General features: G+C 68.6%; 16 protein-coding genes and 1 pseudogene. 7 read left to right on the forward strand and 10 right to left on the reverse strand.

The window, feature by feature from the left end; genetic code table 11:
• Nucleotides 1-33: 33 nt before the first annotated feature.
• The 7 genes and pseudogenes from ACQR3U_RS08670 to ACQR3U_RS08700 form a co-directional block, all read right to left on the reverse strand.
• Nucleotides 34-911: pseudogene (locus ACQR3U_RS08670) on the reverse strand (universal stress protein).
• Nucleotides 912-1,007: 96 nt separating this feature from the next.
• On the reverse strand, nucleotides 1,008-1,898 hold the full coding sequence (ppk2, locus tag ACQR3U_RS08675; RefSeq protein ID WP_006554492.1) for a polyphosphate kinase 2: 891 nt from the start codon (nucleotides 1,896-1,898) through the stop codon (nucleotides 1,008-1,010).
• Nucleotides 1,899-2,003: 105 nt separating this feature from the next.
• Nucleotides 2,004-2,747 carry a sirohydrochlorin chelatase gene (locus ACQR3U_RS08680; protein WP_230810341.1) on the reverse strand — a complete coding sequence of 248 codons (744 nt, stop codon included), beginning with the start codon at nucleotides 2,745-2,747 and terminating at the stop codon, nucleotides 2,004-2,006.
• Nucleotides 2,744-4,078 (reverse strand): sulfate adenylyltransferase subunit 1, encoded by a 1,335-nt coding sequence (locus tag ACQR3U_RS08685; RefSeq protein WP_230810342.1) that lies wholly within the window; start codon nucleotides 4,076-4,078, stop codon nucleotides 2,744-2,746. The genes ACQR3U_RS08680 and ACQR3U_RS08685 overlap by 4 nt, the downstream gene beginning before the upstream one ends.
• 2 nt (nucleotides 4,079-4,080) lie before the next feature.
• Nucleotides 4,081-5,025 (reverse strand): sulfate adenylyltransferase subunit CysD, encoded by a 945-nt coding sequence (gene cysD / locus ACQR3U_RS08690; protein WP_006554489.1) that lies wholly within the window; start codon nucleotides 5,023-5,025, stop codon nucleotides 4,081-4,083.
• Nucleotides 5,022-5,750, reverse strand: a complete 729-nt coding sequence (locus ACQR3U_RS08695) for a phosphoadenylyl-sulfate reductase (RefSeq protein WP_230810343.1) — start codon at nucleotides 5,748-5,750, stop codon at nucleotides 5,022-5,024. Before ACQR3U_RS08695 ends, cysD begins: the two co-directional genes overlap by 4 nt.
• Nucleotides 5,751-5,799: 49 nt before the next feature.
• Entirely contained in the window at nucleotides 5,800-7,515 is a 1,716-nt protein-coding gene (locus ACQR3U_RS08700) for a nitrite/sulfite reductase (RefSeq protein WP_019288351.1), read from the reverse strand.
• Between the two features lie 392 nt (nucleotides 7,516-7,907).
• Between ACQR3U_RS08700 and hemW the strand changes: the two genes are divergently transcribed.
• Nucleotides 7,908-9,131, forward strand: a complete 1,224-nt coding sequence (hemW, locus tag ACQR3U_RS08705) for a radical SAM family heme chaperone HemW (RefSeq protein ID WP_174556243.1) — start codon at nucleotides 7,908-7,910, stop codon at nucleotides 9,129-9,131.
• A 40-nt stretch (nucleotides 9,132-9,171) separates the two neighbouring features.
• Here hemW and ACQR3U_RS08710 read toward each other — a convergent pair whose 3' ends face one another.
• Together ACQR3U_RS08710 and ACQR3U_RS08715 are read right to left on the reverse strand one after the other, a co-directional pair.
• A complete protein-coding gene (locus tag ACQR3U_RS08710; protein ID WP_155738851.1) occupies nucleotides 9,172-9,321 on the reverse strand; it encodes a hypothetical protein in 150 nt (49 codons plus the stop codon).
• Between the two features lie 20 nt (nucleotides 9,322-9,341).
• Entirely contained in the window at nucleotides 9,342-9,695 is a 354-nt protein-coding gene (locus ACQR3U_RS08715; protein ID WP_006554485.1) for a type II toxin-antitoxin system VapB family antitoxin, read from the reverse strand.
• 157 nt (nucleotides 9,696-9,852) lie between these two features.
• On the opposite strand from ACQR3U_RS08715, the gene hrcA reads away from it, so the two are divergent.
• From hrcA to ACQR3U_RS08735, 4 genes are all read left to right on the forward strand, one after another.
• On the forward strand, nucleotides 9,853-10,896 hold the full coding sequence (gene hrcA / locus ACQR3U_RS08720) for a heat-inducible transcriptional repressor HrcA (protein WP_006554484.1): 1,044 nt from the start codon (nucleotides 9,853-9,855) through the stop codon (nucleotides 10,894-10,896).
• A 49-nt stretch (nucleotides 10,897-10,945) separates the two neighbouring features.
• The gene (dnaJ, locus tag ACQR3U_RS08725; protein WP_230810344.1) at nucleotides 10,946-12,097 is read left to right on the forward strand and encodes a molecular chaperone DnaJ; all 1,152 of its coding nucleotides are present in this window, start codon (nucleotides 10,946-10,948) and stop codon (nucleotides 12,095-12,097) included.
• A gap of 9 nt (nucleotides 12,098-12,106) precedes the next feature.
• Nucleotides 12,107-12,865, forward strand: coding sequence for a 16S rRNA (uracil(1498)-N(3))-methyltransferase (locus ACQR3U_RS08730; protein ID WP_230810345.1), 759 nt, complete (start codon nucleotides 12,107-12,109; stop codon nucleotides 12,863-12,865).
• A gap of 81 nt (nucleotides 12,866-12,946) precedes the next feature.
• Nucleotides 12,947-13,759, forward strand: coding sequence for an alpha/beta hydrolase family protein (locus tag ACQR3U_RS08735; protein ID WP_138843672.1), 813 nt, complete (start codon nucleotides 12,947-12,949; stop codon nucleotides 13,757-13,759).
• Here the strand turns inward: ACQR3U_RS08735 and ACQR3U_RS08740 are convergent.
• Complete coding sequence (locus tag ACQR3U_RS08740; RefSeq protein ID WP_230810346.1) at nucleotides 13,703-15,316, reverse strand: MFS transporter; 1,614 nt, start codon at nucleotides 15,314-15,316, stop codon at nucleotides 13,703-13,705. The genes ACQR3U_RS08735 and ACQR3U_RS08740 overlap by 57 nt on opposite strands.
• A 181-nt stretch (nucleotides 15,317-15,497) precedes the next feature.
• Here ACQR3U_RS08740 and ACQR3U_RS08745 point away from each other — a divergent pair, with 181 nt between their 5' ends.
• Together ACQR3U_RS08745 and ACQR3U_RS08750 are read left to right on the forward strand one after the other, a co-directional pair.
• Nucleotides 15,498-16,100, forward strand: coding sequence for a TetR/AcrR family transcriptional regulator (locus ACQR3U_RS08745; RefSeq protein WP_170318574.1), 603 nt, complete (start codon nucleotides 15,498-15,500; stop codon nucleotides 16,098-16,100).
• Nucleotides 16,101-16,202: 102 nt separating this feature from the next.
• Nucleotides 16,203-17,261, forward strand: a complete 1,059-nt coding sequence (locus ACQR3U_RS08750) for a PhoH family protein (RefSeq protein WP_006554479.1) — start codon at nucleotides 16,203-16,205, stop codon at nucleotides 17,259-17,261.

The following is a 17,261-nucleotide window of genomic DNA, read 5'->3' on the forward strand; positions in this document are numbered from 1 at the left end:
CGAGCGGGGGACTCGAGGGTCACGCGGGTCGGCTCAGTGGGCCTCGGTTTCCGATCGGTGGTGGGCGCGGCAGATCATGACCGGACACAGCAACTGTGATGGATGAGTCCCTGACTGCTCGAGCCGACCACCGCAGCGGCCAGCGGGCTCCGGCCGTGGCTGCCGACTACCACGAGCTGGGCACTCTTGGATTCCTCGAGCAGGACGATGTCGGGCTTGCCCCGCTCGACCCGGTAGGAGACCGCGACGTCGGGGAACCGTTCGGTGTGCCCGGAGGTATGCGACTTCATCTCCTCCCTCCGGTGCTCGACGTAGGCCGTCCAGTCCGTGAACCGTGACCCCTCGCCGTAGGTGAGCGTGGACTGCTCCGTCCACGTGTGGATCGCGACGAGGGGTGCCTCGAGCGCCGCGGCGGTCGCGAACGCATGCTCGACGGCGGACTCGCTGACCTCGGTGCCGTCCACTCCGACGACGACCGGGCGCCCGTCGGGCGGTTGGAATCCGTCGCGGCTGCGCCACGTCACCACCGGGCATTCCGCGTGGTTGGCCACCGACACGACGTCGGAGCGCCGGATCATCGACTCCCACTCCGTGGTGGTCGTGTGGCCGAGGACGATCATCCGTGCCTCGCGCGACAGGTCGGTGAGCACTCGATCCGGCTTGCCCGACGGAGTGGACCGCCGGACCTCGACCCGGTCGACCGCGCCCCGAACTGCCGCTTCCGCGGCGGTCAGAACGGCTTCCTCCGACGGGTCGGTCCCGTCGCCGGAGGTGGGGGGATGAACGTGGACCAGGTCGATCGGTTCGCCGAGACGTCGGGCGACGCAGGCGGCCCACCGGGCCGCATCGAGTGCGCTGTCCGATGCGTCGATGCCGACGACGATTCCGTGACCGACATTGGCTGTGCCCATGCTGCCTCCTCGCGTCACCATCCAGTGTGGTACGGATCGCAGTCTGGGCGCCAGTCCTGCGCACCTCGGCACGCCCGGAGCACGACCTCCCGGCAGCTAGTCGCCGACGGCGTCCTTGCCGCGCTGCACGATCCTCGGGTCGGCCGGGAAGACGATCTGACGGTCCTTGTCGTCGTACTCGAACTGGTTGAGGAAGAACCGCATCGCGTTGACCCGGGCCCGCTTCTTGTCGTTGGACTTGATGGTCGTCCACGGCGCCCAGTCGGTGTCGGTGCGCCGGAACATCTCTTCCTTCGCGTCGGTGTACTGGTCCCACTTGTCGAGCGATTCGAGGTCCATCTCCGACAGCTTCCACCGCCGCACCGGATCGAGCTGGCGGATGGCGAAGCGCGTGCGCTGCTCCCTCCGGGTGACGGAGAACCAGAACTTCGTCAGGGTGATGCCGGCGTCCACGACGAGCTTCTCGAACAACGGGACGTGCTCCATGAAACGTTCGTACTCGTCGTCGCTGCAGAAACCCATGACCCGTTCGACGCCGGCTCGGTTGTACCAGGAGCGGTCGAACAGTACGAGCTCACCGGCGGTGGGGAAGTGCTGGATGTAGCGCTGCATATACCACTGGCCCTGCTCACGGTCGGACGGCTTGTTCAGCGCGACGGTCCGGGCGTGCCGGACGTTGATGTACTCCTGGAACCGCTTGATCGTGCCGCCCTTGCCGGCGGCGTCGCGACCTTCGAACACGATGATGTGCTTGGAGCCGTTGTCCTTGGCCCACGACTGGAACTTCAGCAGTTCGATCTGCAGGAGATACTTCTCGACCTCGTAGGTGGCGCGGTCCATCCGGGTGTCGTACGGATAGTTCTCCCGCCAGGTGTCGACGGCCCGGCCCTCGATGTCGATCAGATCGGGGTCCTCACCGTGGTCGTCGCGCACCGAATAGCCCTCCGTGCGGAGCCGATCGATGTAGCGCCGAAGTTCGTTCTGCACGTGAGGCCCTCCCGGATCACCGATGTCGTCGGACGACGACCGTGACTCCGTTGTAGCGGAGGAATGCAAATCGTGCGTGAACTCGGGTGGACATCCGGAAGTGACTCAGGCCACGCGCAGTCCGCGCCGCCGGTGCACGGCCTCGGTGTAGCGCTCGGTGATCACCCGCGGGACGGCATCGTGCCGGGTGAGGGTCTGCGCGACCCGCACGTGCCCGAGGCTGTCGGCCTCGGCGCAGGCACGGTCCCACAGCAGTCCGGGGGCGAGGATCCACGGTGTCAGCACGACGGTGCGGGCACCGCGGGAGGTGAGGTCGGCGAGGGTCGTCCCCACGGACGGACCGGTCGTGGCGAAGCACGCCGCGGCCTGCGTCCACGCCGTGCCGACGAGAATGCGGGGCACGACCAGCCGGGTCGCCCGGTTCGCTTCGGGGCGTCGCGATCCCACCGCGCACACTGCGATACCGACGGACGGATCGTCGGCCGACACCCCCGTGGCCGTGATGAGATCGCGAGCCGCGTCGACGAGGAGATCGTCGTCGCCGAGGATCGGCGAGCACAGCACCTCGAGCAGCGGATGACGTTGCTGCGCTTCGTGCAACAGGGCCGGCAGATCGACCCGCGCGTGGAAGGCGCTGCCGAGCAGCAGCGGCACCACCGCGACCTGCCGGTGCCCGTCCGCGGCGAGCGCGTCGAGAGCCTGACCGACCGACGGGGTGTTCAGGTCGAGGAACGCGAGTCGCACGTCCAGACCGGGGTTCTCGGCCCGGACGGTGTCGAGCGCGGCAGCCACGGCCTGCGCCGAACGCGGGTCGCGACTGCCGTGCGCGACGGCGACGAGCGGCATCATGCCGGGACGCGGTCCCCGAGCTCGATGTCGGCGAGTCCGTCGCCCACGAGACCCGCGGCGAGGGTGTTGCCCCCGGCCGGATCGATCAGCAGGAAGCTGCCGCTGCGGCGGTTGATGCGGTAGTCGTCCGCGGCGATCGGCTCGGCCACGCACACCGTGATGCGCGCGATCTCGTTGAGCTCGATGCTGTCCGGGCTCGGGACGGAGGAGAGATCCTGCTCGTCGAACCGCTCGTCGATCGTCCCGACGATGGCCTGCGTGATGCGGGTGCCGTGCTTGAGCAGCAACCGGGCGCCCGGGCGCAACGGCTTCTCGGCGAGCCAGCACACGGTGGCCTCGAACTCCGACAGCGGCTCGGGTGCCGCCTCCGGGGTGGCGATGATGTCGCCGCGGGAGACGTCGACGTCGTCGGCGAGCACGAGGGTCACCGACCGGCCGGCGTGCGCGACATCGAATGCGCCGTCGGCACTGTCGATGCGCTCGACGGTGGTGCGGACACCGGACGGCAGCACGACGACCTCGTCACCGGGGCGCACGGACCCTGCCGCGACCTGACCGGCGTAGCCGCGGTAGTCGGGGAACTCGGCGGTGCGGGGACGGATCACGTACTGCACCGGGAAGCGCAGACCGGTCTCGTGCCGGCCGTGCACATCGGCGTCGACGGGAACCGACTCGAGGTGCTCGATGAGCGTCGGGCCGTCGTAGTAGGGGGTGCTCTCGCTGCGCACGGCCACGTTGTCGCCGTGCAGCGCGGAGACCGGGATCTCCTGCACGTCCTCGGGTGCCCAGCCGAGCGAACTCGTCAGTTCCCCGAACTCGGCGGAGATCTGCGCGAACACCGAGGCCGGATCCTCGACGAGGTCGATCTTGTTGACCGCGAGGACGAGCTTCGGCACACCGAGCAGGGCCAGCACGGCGGCGTGCTTGCGGGTCTGCGAGACGACACCCTTGCGCGCGTCGACGAGCAGGACGACGAGCTGCGCGGTGGACGCACCCGACACCGTGTTGCGGGTGTACTGGACGTGACCCGGGGTGTCCGCGAGGACGAAGCTGCGCTTCGGCGTCGCGAAGTAGCGGTACGCCACGTCGATGGTGATGCCCTGCTCACGCTCGGCGCGAAGGCCGTCGACGAGCAGCGAGAGGTCGGGGGTGTCGAGGCCGCGGTCGACCGACGCGCGGGTGACGGCGTCGATCTGGTCGGCGAGTACGGACTTGGTGTCGTAGAGCAGTCGTCCCACCAGGGTGGACTTGCCGTCGTCGACCGAACCGGCGGTGGCGAGGCGCAGCAGCTGCGTGTCGCTCTGCACGCTCTGCTCGTGAAGGTCGCTCATGATCAGAAATAGCCCTCTCGCTTGCGGTCTTCCATCGCCGCTTCGGAAACCCGGTCGTCGCCGCGGGTGGCGCCGCGCTCGGTCAGTCGTGATGCCGCGACCTCGGCGAGGATCTCCTCGTTCGTGGAGGCCTCGGACAGGATCGCGCCGGTGGTCGATCCGTCGCCGACGGTGCGGTAGCGCACCGAACGCGTCTCGGGCTCTTCGCCCTCGGCCGGACCGCCCCAGACACCCGGGGTCATCCACATGCCGTCGCGGCGGTAGACGGGGCGCTCGTGCGCGTAGTAGATGCTCGCCAGTTCGACGTTCTCGCGGGCAATGTAGCGCCAGATGTCGAGCTCGGTGAAGTTGCTCAGCGGGAAGACACGCACGTGCTCCCCGGGTGCGTGCCGCCCGTTGTACAGATTCCACAACTCCGGACGCTGACGCTTCGGATCCCACTGGCCGAATGCGTTGCGCAGCGAGAAGATCCGCTCCTTGGCGCGCGAACGCTCCTCGTCGCGGCGGCCGCCACCGAAGACGGCGTCGAACCGGTTCTCCGAGATCGCGTCGAGCAGCGGCACGGTCTGCAGCGGGTTGCGGATGCCGTCGGGACGCTCGGTGAGCCGGCCGTCGGCGAGGTAGTCCTCGACACTCGCGACGTGCAGTCGGAGGTTGTACTTTTCGACGACGTGGTCGCGGAACTCGAGGACCTCGGGGAGGTTGTGGCCGGTGTCGACGTGCAGCAGCGCGAAGGGCAGCGGCGCGGGCCAGAACGCTTTGATGGCGAGGTGCAGCAGAACGGTGGAGTCCTTGCCTCCCGAGAACAGGATGACGGGGCGTTCGAACTCGCCCGCGACCTCGCGGAAGACGTGGATCGCTTCCGACTCGAGGGCATCGAGGGTGTCGAACCGGTTGCCGTCCAGCAGCGTCCGGGTCTCGGTGGGATTCGTATCGGTGAGTGTCATGAGGCGTGCAACCCGCATTCGGTCTTGGCTCGGCCGGCCCAGCGCCCGCTGCGCGGATCGGCTCCGGGAAGTGGTTTGGTGGTGCACGGGGCGCACCCGATGGACGGGTAGCCCTCGTCGACGAGCGGATTGACGAGGATCCCGTGTTCGTCGATGTAGTTCTGCATGTCCTCGTCGGACCATGCCGCGATCGGATTGATCTTCACCAGTCCGAACGCGTCGTCGAACGAGATGAGCGGTGAGTTCGCGCGGGTGGGCGCCTCGACACGGCGGATTCCGGTCACCCAGGCGCGGTAGCCCTTCAGGCTCTCCTTCAGCGGCACCACCTTACGCAGGCGGCAGCACTCGTTCGGGTCGCGGGCGAACAGATTCTTGCCGAGCAGGGCGTCCTGCTCCGCGACGGACTGCTGCGCCCGGGCGTTGACGATGTTCACGCCGTACACCTGCTCCACCGCATCGCGCGTGCCGAGCGTCTCGGCGAAGTGGTAGCCGGTGTCGAGGAACAGCACGTCCACGCCGGGGCGCTGCTGCGCGGCCAGATGGACCAGGACACCGTCCTGCATGTTGGACGCGACGATGTACCCGCTACGTCCACCGTCGGTGGTGGGGGTACCGAAGGTCTCGTCCGTCCACCGCAGGAGTTCCTGCGCCGACGCACCTTCGAGTTCTGCCGCCCCCTGCGCGGCAATACTCCGGAGCTCGTCGATGTTCGTATCGATCGTCATCGCGTCCCTTCCCGATCCGTCTTCGTGTCGACCGCTGCAGCAGTGCCCGTCATCGCAGGTCTGCCTCCTCGGCGCGGACGACCCATTCGCCGAAGCGCTCGCCGGGCGTGCGCTCCTTGACGAAGGTGCGCACCACCCGCTCGATGTAGTCGCCGAGCTCTGCGCTGGTGACCTTGTGCTGGCGCAGCTTGCGTCCGAACTTCGCGTCGAAGCCCAGCGCACCGCCGAGGTGCACCTGGAAACCTTCGACCTGGTTGCCCTCACCGTCGTCGACGAGTTGACCCTTGAAGCCGATGTCGGCGATCTGGGAGCGCGCACACGAGTTCGGGCAGCCGTTGATGTTGATCGTCACCGGGACGTCGAGCTGCGCGTTGATGTCGGCGAGACGCTCCTCGAGCTCGGGCACGAGGGCTTGCGAACGCTTGCGCGTCTCGACGAAGGACAGCTTGCAGAACTCGATTCCCGTGCACGCCATGAGATTCTTGCGCCACGGCGACGGCGAAGCCGGCAGACCCAGCGCCTCGAGCTCGGTGACGAGCTGCTCGACCTTGTCGTCGGCCACGTCGAGCACGATCAGCTTCTGGTACGGGGTGAACCGGATCCGGTCGGAACCCGCACGTTCGGCGGCGTCGGCGACCTTCGACAGGATCGTGCCCGAGACACGACCGGCGATCGGCGCGACACCCACGGCGTTGAGGCCGTTGCGAAGCTTCTGGATACCGACGTGATCGATGGGACGCTCCGGTGCGGCCGGGGCCGGGCCGTCGATGAGCGGACGCTTCAGGTACTCGGTCTCGAGCACCTCGCGGAACTTCTCGATGCCCCAGTCCTTGATGAGGAACTTCAGGCGTGCCTTGGACCGCAGCCGCCGGTAGCCGTAGTCGCGGAAGATCGCGACGACGCCTTCCCACACATCGGCGACCTCCTCGAGCGGCACCCAGGCGCCGACCCGCTGCGCGAGCATCGGGTTGGTGGACAGGCCGCCGCCGACCCACAGGTCGAAGCCGGGGCCGTGCTCGGGATGCTCGACGCCGATGAAGGCGACGTCGTTGATCTCGTGCACGACGTCCTGCTGGCCGGAGATCGCGGTCTTGAACTTGCGCGGCAGGTTCGAGTACTCGGGGTTGCCGATGTAGCGGCGCACGATCTCGTCGATCGCGGGGGTGCCGTCGATGATCTCGTCGAGGGACTCACCGGCGAGCGGCGAACCGAGCACGACGCGAGGGCAGTCGCCGCACGCCTCGGTGGTCTTCAGGCCGACCGATTCGAGACGACGCCAGATCTCGGGGACGTTCTCGACCTCGATCCAGTGGTACTGGACGTTCTCGCGGTCGGACAGGTCGGCGGTGTCGCGACCGAACTCGGTGGAGATACCGGCGATCGTCCGCAGCTGCGCGAGATTCAGGGCGCCGGCGTCGCAGCGCACCCGCATCATGAAGTACTTCGCCTCGAGCAGGTCGATGTTCTCGTCACCGGTGTAGGTGCCGTCGTAGCCCTGCTCGCGCTGGGTGTACAGACCCCACCAGCGGAAGCGGCCGCGCAGATCGCTCTTGTCGATTCCGTCGAAACCGGTTTGCGCATAGATGTTCTCGATACGCTTGCGGACGTTGAGCGGGTTGTCGTCCTTCTTCGTCTGCTCGTTGGCGTTGAGCGGCTCCCGGTAGCCGAGGGCCCACTGGCCTTCGGCGCGACGCTTGGCGGGACGCGCGCGGCGGGCGGGAGTGGCCGACTCGTCGGCGGGCGTGACGTCGGTGATCGACGACATACAGGGTCTCCTGATACTCGCTGGAACCGGATCGACGAGCGCAGGAGGGAGCTGACCTCGTGCACGCATGCTTCGACCCGGCGGGATCTGGGATGTGCCGGGGAGTGCCGACTAGAGACAGTCGGCGCAGAGACAAGCGGCGCAAGGCAGACAACAGGATGCGCAGACGCGCTTGAAGTCGACGTGGCGTCGCGCCACGAGTCGCACTCCGTGTCCTGTCATGCGGACCATTGTGCCATGTCACCGGGACGATTCCGAATTGCGGGCGGTATTTCCACCCGATTTTCGGGAAATGTCGAGGTAGGGGCGTCGCGCGCGGAGCCGCCCTTCGGGTCTCTGGAACACTGGAGGGCGTGAACAGCACTGAGATCGGTCGACGCACCGGCACGGAAATCGGTATCGCGGGTCGTCCGGCCGGTCTCGAACTTCCCGCTTCGGCACTCGCAGGAGTGGGGACGCGACCGTTCGGTGTGTACGTGCACGTGCCCTTCTGCGCGACCCGCTGCGGCTACTGCGACTTCAACACCTACACGGCCGGGGAACTCGGCAGCGCGGCGTCGCCGCAGTCCTGGCTGGAGGGTCTGCGCCGCGAACTCGACGCCGGTGCCCGGCTGCTGTCCGAATCCGGACGACGGACTCCCGCTGCCGAGACGGTCTTCGTCGGCGGCGGAACACCCTCGCTGCTCGGCGCGGACGGTCTCGCGCAGGTGCTCGACGCGATCCGCGACTCGTTCGGGCTCGCTCCCGGCGCCGAGGTGACCACCGAATCGAACCCGGAGTCGACCTCCACGGAGTTCTTCTCGTCGATCCGCGAGGCCGGATACACCCGCGTGTCGCTCGGCATGCAGTCCGCGGCGCCCCACGTGCTGGCGGTCCTCGACCGCACCCACACACCCGGGCGTCCCGTCGCGGCGGCGAAGGAAGCGCGCGCGGCCGGTTTCGGCCACATCAACCTCGATCTGATCTACGGCACTCCCGGCGAGCGCGACGCCGACCTCGACGCCTCCCTCGACGCCGTGCTCGAAGCGGGGGTCGACCACGTCTCGGCGTACGCGCTCATCGTCGAGGACGGCACCGCCCTCGCTCGCCGTGTCCGTCGCGGCGAGCTGCCGGCTCCGGACGACGACGTGCTCGCATCGCGGTACGAGCGGATCGACGCGCGACTCGCCGACGCCGGGATGACCTGGTACGAGGTGTCCAACTGGGCGAAGGCCGATGATCCGTCGGCGCGCTGCGCCCACAACCTCGGTTACTGGGACGGCGGCGACTGGTGGGGCGCCGGGCCGGGCGCGCACAGCCACGTCGGTGGCGTGCGCTGGTGGAACGTCAAGCATCCCGCCCGTTACGCGTCGACCCTCGCCGACGGAGTCCTGCCCGTCGGGGGCAGCGAACATCTCACGGCCGAGGACCGGCACACCGAACTCGTCATGCTCACCGTCCGGCTGCGCACGGGCCTGCCGTTGTCGGAGCTCGACGACGGTGAGCGCGAGGCAGCAGAGACGGTGGTCGCCGACGGGCTCGCCGTGGAGCGCGACGATCAGCTCGTGCTGACCGACCGGGGCCGGCTGCTCGCCGACGCGGTGGTCCGCACCATCCTGCTCGGCGCGGACGACTGACCGTCCGGTCGCGTCATACTGCTCCGACCGACCGGTCGCGTCATGCTGCCCCGATGCGCTCCGAGTCGTAGACCGACAGCCGCCCACGGTTCTCGACCACCGACACCCAGTGCTTCTCCGACTCGGTCCGGCCGTCGACGGTGACGAACGTGAGGGTGACGATCACACTCGACACATCGCGGGGCTCCACGGTATCCACCCCTGATCGGGCTATGCGGGCGACGGGCCCCGAACCTCGGCGCCCGGGTCGGGCACGCCACCGGGAATCAGCACGTCGTACTCGAAGACACGCACGTGCAGCACCGTCCGGTTCCGCAGCGCGGACTGCACGGCACGGTGGAGTCCGTCCTCGAGATACAGCACGCCCTGCCACTGGACGGCGTGTGGGAACAGATCGCCGTAGAACGTCGAGTCCTCCGACAACAGCCGGTCGAGTTCGAGCACCTTCGTCGTCGTGACGATCTCGTCGAGGCGCACCTGGCGGGGCGGAATCCTCGACCAGTCGCGCAGAGACAGTCCGTGATCGGGATACGGCTTGCCGTCCCGGACGCCCTTGAAGATCATGTGAACACATTACGGGGGACGCGCCGAAGGCGTCGCTTCCGGTTCGGGGTGGTATCGCACACGTGCCCGACACCTTCGAGGTCGTCGCGCGATTAGACTGGCAGGGTACGGCCCCGAGAGGTGCAGTCCTGCAGGCGGCGGAAACGGAGGTGGCGGGTTGTCGAGTACCGAGGAGCGGAGATTCACGGTCTTGCGCGCCATCGTGGCGGATTACGTGTCCACCAAGGAGCCGATCGGCTCCAAGACTCTCGTCGACCGGCACAATCTCGGAGTGTCCAGCGCCACGGTCCGCAACGACATGGCTGTGCTCGAAGCAGAGGGATACATCACACAGACCCACACGAGCTCGGGACGCGTGCCCACCGACAAGGGCTACCGCCAGTTCGTCGACAGGATCGCGGAGGTCAAACCGCTCTCGTCGGCCGAGCGCCGCGCAATCCTGCAGTTCCTCGAATCGGGCGTCGACCTCGACGACGTGCTGCGCCGCGCGGTGCGGTTGCTCGCGCAGCTCACCCGCCAGGTCGCGGTCGTGCAGTACCCGACGCTCTCCGCGTCGTCCGTGCGACATCTCGAGGTGGTCGGGCTGACACCGGCGCGGCTGCTGCTCGTGCTCATCACCGACTCGGGCCGCGTCGATCAGCGCATCGTCGAACTCGGCGACGTGATCGACGAGGACGGCCTGTCGCGGTTGCGTGAGCTGCTCGGCGGGGCATTGACCGGCAAGCGGCTCGCCGCGGCCTCCGTCGCAGTGACCGAGCTCGCCGACAACGCACCGGACGATCTGCGCGACGCGCTCATCCGGTGCACCACCGTGCTGGTGGAGACCCTCGTCGAGCACCCCGAGGAGCGTCTCGTGCTCGGCGGCACCGCCAATCTCACCCGCAACGCCGCCGACTTCGACGGCCACGGCATGCTGCCGGGCTCGTTGCGTACGGTCCTCGAAGCCCTCGAGGAGCAGGTCGTGGTGCTCAAACTGCTCGCGTCCAGCCAGGACGCAGGCCGGGTCACCGTCCGCATCGGTGAGGAGACCCAGTTCGAGGAGATGCGCACCACCTCGGTCGTGTCCACCGGCTACGGGGCCGCGGGTACGGTCTTCGGTGGTCTGGGAGTGCTCGGCCCCACCCGGATGGACTATCCGGGAACCATCGCATCGGTCGCCACCGTTGCGAGATATATCGGTGAGGTGCTCGGCGAACGCTGAGCACCGTCCATTTTTGCTCTGTAGAACGACGTAAGGACGAGAACCAAACGTGGCACGGGACTACTACGGGACGCTCGGCGTGTCCAAGAACGCGACCGACCAGGAGATCAAACGGGCGTACCGCAAGTTGGCGCGCGAGCACCACCCGGATGTGAACCCCGACGAGTCGGCGCAGAAGCGTTTCCAGGAGATCTCGGCCGCCTACGAGGTGCTGTCGGATCCCGAGAAGCGACGCATCGTCGACCTCGGCGGCGACCCGCTCGAACCCGGTGGCGGCGGTGCGGGCGGCTTCGGCGGCGCCGGCTTCGGTGGCGGCCTCGGTGATGTCTTCGAGGCGTTCTTCGGTGGTGGGGCCGGCGGTTCCCGCGGTCCGCGCGGCCGCGTCCAGCCCGGCGCCGACTCGCTGCTCCGCACCCGCCTGACCCTCGACGAATGCGCTCGCGGCGTCACCAAGACGGTCACGGTCGACACCGCGATCCTGTGCGACGCGTGCACCGGTTCCGGCACCCACGGCGATTCGAAGCCCGTGCGCTGCGAGACCTGCGGTGGCGCCGGTGAGGTCCAGTCCGTCCAGCGTTCCTTCCTCGGCCAGGTCATGACGTCCCGCCCGTGCCCCACCTGCCGCGGTGTCGGCGAGACGATCCCGGATCCCTGCCGCAAGTGCGGTGGTGACGGCCGCGTGCGCGCCCGCCGCGAGGTCACCGTCAAGGTGCCCGCCGGCGTCGGCAACGGGATGCGCATCCGCCTCGCGGCCCAGGGCGAGGTCGGCCCCGGCGGCGGTCCTGCCGGCGATCTCTACGTCGAGGTGCTCGAACAGCAGCACGAGGTCTTCGTGCGCGACGGCGACGACCTGCACTGCACCATCCGCGTGCCCATGGTCGACGCTGCGCTCGGCACCAAGGTGACGATCGAGACCATCCTCGACGGCCCCACCGAGATCACCATCGATCCCGGCACCCAGCCCGGTTCGGTCTCGGTGCTGCGCGGCCACGGCATGCCGAAGCTGCGCTCGGGTACGCGCGGCGACCTGCACGCGCATCTCGAGGTCGTGGTGCCGAGCAAGCTCGATCACAAGCAGACGAAGCTGCTCGAGGACCTGCGCCGGCACAGCGACCGGGAGCATGTCGAGGTCGTGACCACGGGTTCGCAGAACACCGGCGGCCTGTTCTCGCGCCTGCGCGACGCGTTCAGCGCCCGTTAGGTCGCTCGGGTGGCCGCGACACTGTTCTACCTCGACCCGCTGCCCGACGAGGGGCGGACGGCCGTGCTCGACGGCAAGGAGGGCCGGCACGCCGCGACGGTGCGCCGTATCGCGGTAGGCGAGCGGCTCGTGTTGTCCGACGGTGCCGGTGAGGTCGCCGACGTCGAGGTCACGGCGGTCGCGAAGGACCGGCTCGAAGCGCTCGTGCTCGGTCGTCGCGTTGTCGACCCGCCGCGTCCGAGCGTGACCGTCGTGCAGGCGCTGCCGAAGTCCGACCGGTCCGAACTCGCCGTCGAACTGGCCACCGAGGCCGGCGCCGACGAGTTCGTACCGTGGCAGTCGGCGCGCTGTGTCGCCCGGTGGGATGCCAAGGCGGACAAGGGTGTTGCCAAGTGGCAGGCGGTCGCGACGTCCGCGGCGAAGCAGTCGCGGCGCGCGCACGTGCCGACGGTGGCCGGGTTGCACCGCACACCCGAGGTCGTCGCACGGGTCCGCTCGGCCGTCGAGCGCGGCGACGTCGTCGCGGTGCTCCACGAATCCGCCACGATCCCCTTCGCCGATCTGCCCGTGCGCGACGTCGATTCGCTGACGCTGATCGTCGGTCCCGAAGGCGGACTCGACGACGCGGAGGTCGAGAACCTCGTCGACGCGGGCGCGGTGGCCGTCGGTCTCGGCCCCACGGTGCTGCGCACCTCGACCGCCGCGGCCGTCGCACTCGGCGCGATCGGTGTGTTGACCGACCGGTGGCGTACCAGGCCCCTGCACTAGGGATCGCTTGCGGGTCCCGATTCTCTGTGCTGCGGGATCGCTTGCGGGTCCCGACCATACGTATCGAAGGAATTTCCTCTCTTGGCTCGTACGAAGATCGCCTACGGCACCCACTCGCAGCAGTTCGGGCACGTCTTCCTACCCGACCCCGCGACGGTGACGGGGCCCGTTCCCGCCGTCATGGTCGTTCACGGCGGTTCGTGGCACGGCCGCTACCAGCTCACCCTCGGTACGGCGCTGTCCGTGGAACTCGCGCGTCGCGGTGTGGTGGCGTGGAACGTCGAGTACCGCCGTCTCGAGGCCGGTGGCGCGTGGGACGAGATGTCCGCCGATGTGGTCGCGGCGTACGAGACGATCTTCACCGAGGTCGTTCCGCACGCGCAGCGCGGCGGTGTCGAGGTCGATCTCGACCGTGTGCGGCTCGTCGGTCACTCTGCGGGAGGCCAGCTGGCGGTGTGGCTCGCGGGTGAGAGCACGTCGGTGCGACCGGAATTCGTGGTTTCGCAGGCGGGTGCGCTCGACCTCGTCACCGCCGGGGAGCGCGGTCGTCGCGTGGAGGCGTTCGAGGCGCTCTTCGGTGCGTCCTACGCGGAGGCACCCGAGTGTTATCGGTCGGCCTCGCCGACGCACCGGCCGCCGATCGGTGTGCCGGTCGCGGTGCTGCACGGCACCGCCGACGAGCAGGTGTCGGTGAGTGTCGCGCACCGTTACGTCGACGCGGCCGACGCGGCAGGAGATCCGGTGTCGCTGGAGCTGTTCGACGGTGAGGATCACGTCGCCTTCCTGAACCGGAGCACCCGGGCCTGGGCGCGATCGCTCGACCTGCTCACCGTCCGGTCAGTGGCCGATCTCGGCCTCGCTGCCGGTGCGGGTGTGGAGTCCGCGGGGGAGTAGCGCGGTGACCGCCGCGGCGCCGATGAGCAGGACGATGCCGGCGACGAGGCTCGCGGACGAGATCGCCTCGGCGAACGCTGCGGACGACGCGTCGAGCAGCGGTTGTGCGTACGACGCCGCGAATGGGTTCGCCGCGAGTTCCTCCGCGACGATCGCCGCACCGCCCACCGAATCGCCGGCCGCCTCGATCGCCATCGCGGCCTGATCGGCCATCGGACCTGTCAGGTCCGCCAACGGCGATCCGTCGAGGAACCCGGAGATCTCGCGGTGATAGGTGGTCGCGAGGATCGAGCCGAGCACGGCGATGCCCAGCGACCCGCCGAATTCCACTGCGGTGTCGTTCAACCCGCCCGCCGCTCCGAGGTCCGAGTCGGGGAAGCCGCCCATGATCAGGTCGGTGGACGGGGATGTGGCCAGGCCGATGCCCAATCCGAGCAGCAACAACGAGATCAGAAAGGGCGTGAAGCCGGAGGCGCCGTCCGTGACGGTCAAGGTGAGGATGCCTGCCGCAGCGGCGACCATGCCCGTGCCCACGAGGGCCCGCGCACCGAGTCGGGGCGCGAGCCGGCCGCTCAGCGCCGCGCCGAGCGAGACCGTCACCGCGAGGGGAAGCAGACGCAGACCGGTCTCGAGCGGGCCGTAACCGAGCACGAACTGGAACTGCTGCGCGACGAAGTAGATGGCGCCGAAGGCGACGAGGAAGAGCAGTAACACCGACACGCACGCACCGCCGACGGTCCGGTCCGCGACCCGACGCACGTCCAGCAACGGCCGGGGGTGGCGAAGTTCCCACACCACGAAGAGCACCGCGGCGATCACCGAGCCGATCGAGGTGGCGATCACCCCGGTGCCCCAACCGAAGTGGAACCCCTCGATGATCGCGTAGACGATTCCGCCGAGAGCAGCGACCGACAGGGCGCCGCCGACCCAGTCGGTGCGGGTGAGATCGTCCGCCTTCGAGGCCGGCACGAGGATCAGGGCCGCGATCGCGGCGAATGCCGCGATCGGCACGTTGATGAGGAAGGTCGAACCCCACGAGTTCGATTCGAGGAGCCATCCGGCGAGCAGGGGACCGAGCGCAATGGCGAGTCCGGACGTGGCGGCCCAGGCTGCGATCGCGCGGGCACGCTCGTGCACGGGGAACATCGCGACGAGCAGCGACAGTGTCACAGGCATGATCACGGCGGCGCCCACCCCCATGACGATGCGCGCGACGATCACGTCGCCGGCGCTGTCGGCGAACGATCCGTAGACCGCGCCGGCGGCAAAGACGACCAGGCCCGCCAGCAACGCGCGACGTCGTCCGTATCGATCGCCGAGCACGCCGAACAGCAGCATCAGCGCGGCATAGGGGACGGTGTAGCCGTCGATGATCCACTGCATGTCGGCGCTGGTGAGCTGCAGTTCGCGCAGCATGCCGGGTGCGGCGACGATGAGCGAGGTGTTGGCCATCACGACGATGAGCAGGCTCAGGCACAGCACCGCCAGTCCGGCCCAGCGCAGCCGGTAGGGTTCCTTCGCTGCGGTCCCTCCTGCGAGGGTCACGGCAGTGGGCATGGGCTCTCCTCGGGTGCGACACGGGCCGGGACCTGAGCCCCGATCTACACGGTGGTGTGCAAGTTACGCAACTGCACATCCGTGTGCAACTAAAATGAAAGACAGATCACAGTCAGCGGAAGAGGGCGAGAACGTGGAGAACTCGGTCACACGACCGCGAACCCGATTCAATGCGAACCGCATGCGCATACTCGACGCTGCGGTGATGTGCTTTGCGGCCGACTCCGACGCGAGCATGGACGATGTCGCCAAAGCCGCGGGTGTCGTCCGCCGCACCGTCTATGCGCACTTCCCCAACCGGGAAGCCCTCGTCGAGGGGATCGTCGACGACGCCTCGACCGCACTCGCCGAGGCTCTCGACCACCCCGAGCCGGACGATCCCGCGGTCGCGCTCGCGGTCGTGGCGTTGCGGACCTGGCCCATCGGCGACCGCTACCGCGTGCTGCTCTCCTTCGCCCGCAAGGAGATGGGAGAGCAGCGCATCGCCGAGCTGGTCTCCCCGGTGCGCTCACGTGTCCTCGGGCACGTCGAACGCGGCCTCGCGCAGAGCCAGCTCTCCGACTACCTCCCGGCGCCCGTGCTCGTAGGGATGATGGAGGGCCTGACGATGGCCACACTCGAGCAGGCCAATCTCGGGCTGGTGGACGACTCTGGCGACACGATCGTCCTGGGCAATCTCGTGCTCGGTGGGGTCTCACCCGACCGGGCACCCGGGATCCTCGCCGAGGCACGGCGGTGGCTCGCGGAGGCGGGTTCTGGTGAAGGCGGAATCCAACCCCGCTGAAACTCCCTGTTGCGGGAGGGTGCGCTTCGTCCGGCGCTAGACTGGCACGAACACGACGACCGTCGTGCAGGAGCCGAACCGAAAGCAGGACGTACCGTCCACGTGAGTGAACCAGACCGACCCCACGAGCCCCCCGAATTCGAGCCGACCACGGTCAAATCGAGCCTCGACCTCCCCTCGGAGGCCGCAGCGCCCCTGCTCGGAGCCGCGGACGAGAATCTGATCGCCCTCGAAGCCCTCCTGGCGGCGGACATCCACGTGCGGGGCAACACCGTCACGCTGACCGGAGCGCCCGCCGACGTCGCCCTCGCGGAACGTGCGCTCGCCGAACTCGTCACCATCGTCCGTCGCGGACAATCGCTCGCGCCCGACGCCGTGCGTCGCACCGTGGGCATGCTCACCCAGGGGCTCTCCGAGTCGCCGGCCGACGTGCTCAGCCTCGACATTCTGTCGCGGCGCGGGAAGACGATCCGGCCCAAGACCCTGAACCAGAAGCGGTACGTCGACGCGATCGATGCCCACACCATCGTTTTCGGTGTCGGACCGGCTGGTACGGGCAAGACCTATCTCGCCATGGCAAAGGCCGTGCAGGCGCTGCAGACCAAGCAGGTCAACCGCATCATCCTCACGCGTCCCGCCGTCGAGGCAGGGGAGCGGCTCGGCTTCCTGCCGGGCACCCTGCACGAGAAGATCGACCCGTATCTGCGTCCACTGCACGACGCGCTGCACGACATGATGGATCCCGAGGCGATCCCGAAGCTCATGCAGGCCGGGGTCATCGAGGTCGCACCCCTGGCGTACATGCGTGGCCGCACCCTGAACGATGCGTTCATCATCCTCGACGAGGCGCAGAACACCACCGCCGAACAGATGAAGATGTTCCTCACGCGTCTGGGCTTCAATTCCAAGATCGTCGTGACGGGCGACATCACGCAGATCGACCTGCCCGGCGGCGCCCGTTCGGGTCTCGCCGCCGCCACCGAGATCCTCGACGGCATCGACGACATCCACATCGCGCGACTCGACAGCAGCGACGTCGTGCGGCACCGGCTCGTCTCCGACATCGTCGACGCCTACAGCCGTTTCGAGGCCACCCGCGACGGCGACGGGATCCCCGGCAACCGTGCTCAACGTCGCGCGCAGCGGGTGCAGCGTCGATGA

Source organism: Rhodococcus sp. IEGM1339 (genome assembly GCF_050321925.1).
Lineage (GTDB): Bacteria > Actinomycetota > Actinomycetes > Mycobacteriales > Mycobacteriaceae > Rhodococcus > Rhodococcus pyridinivorans.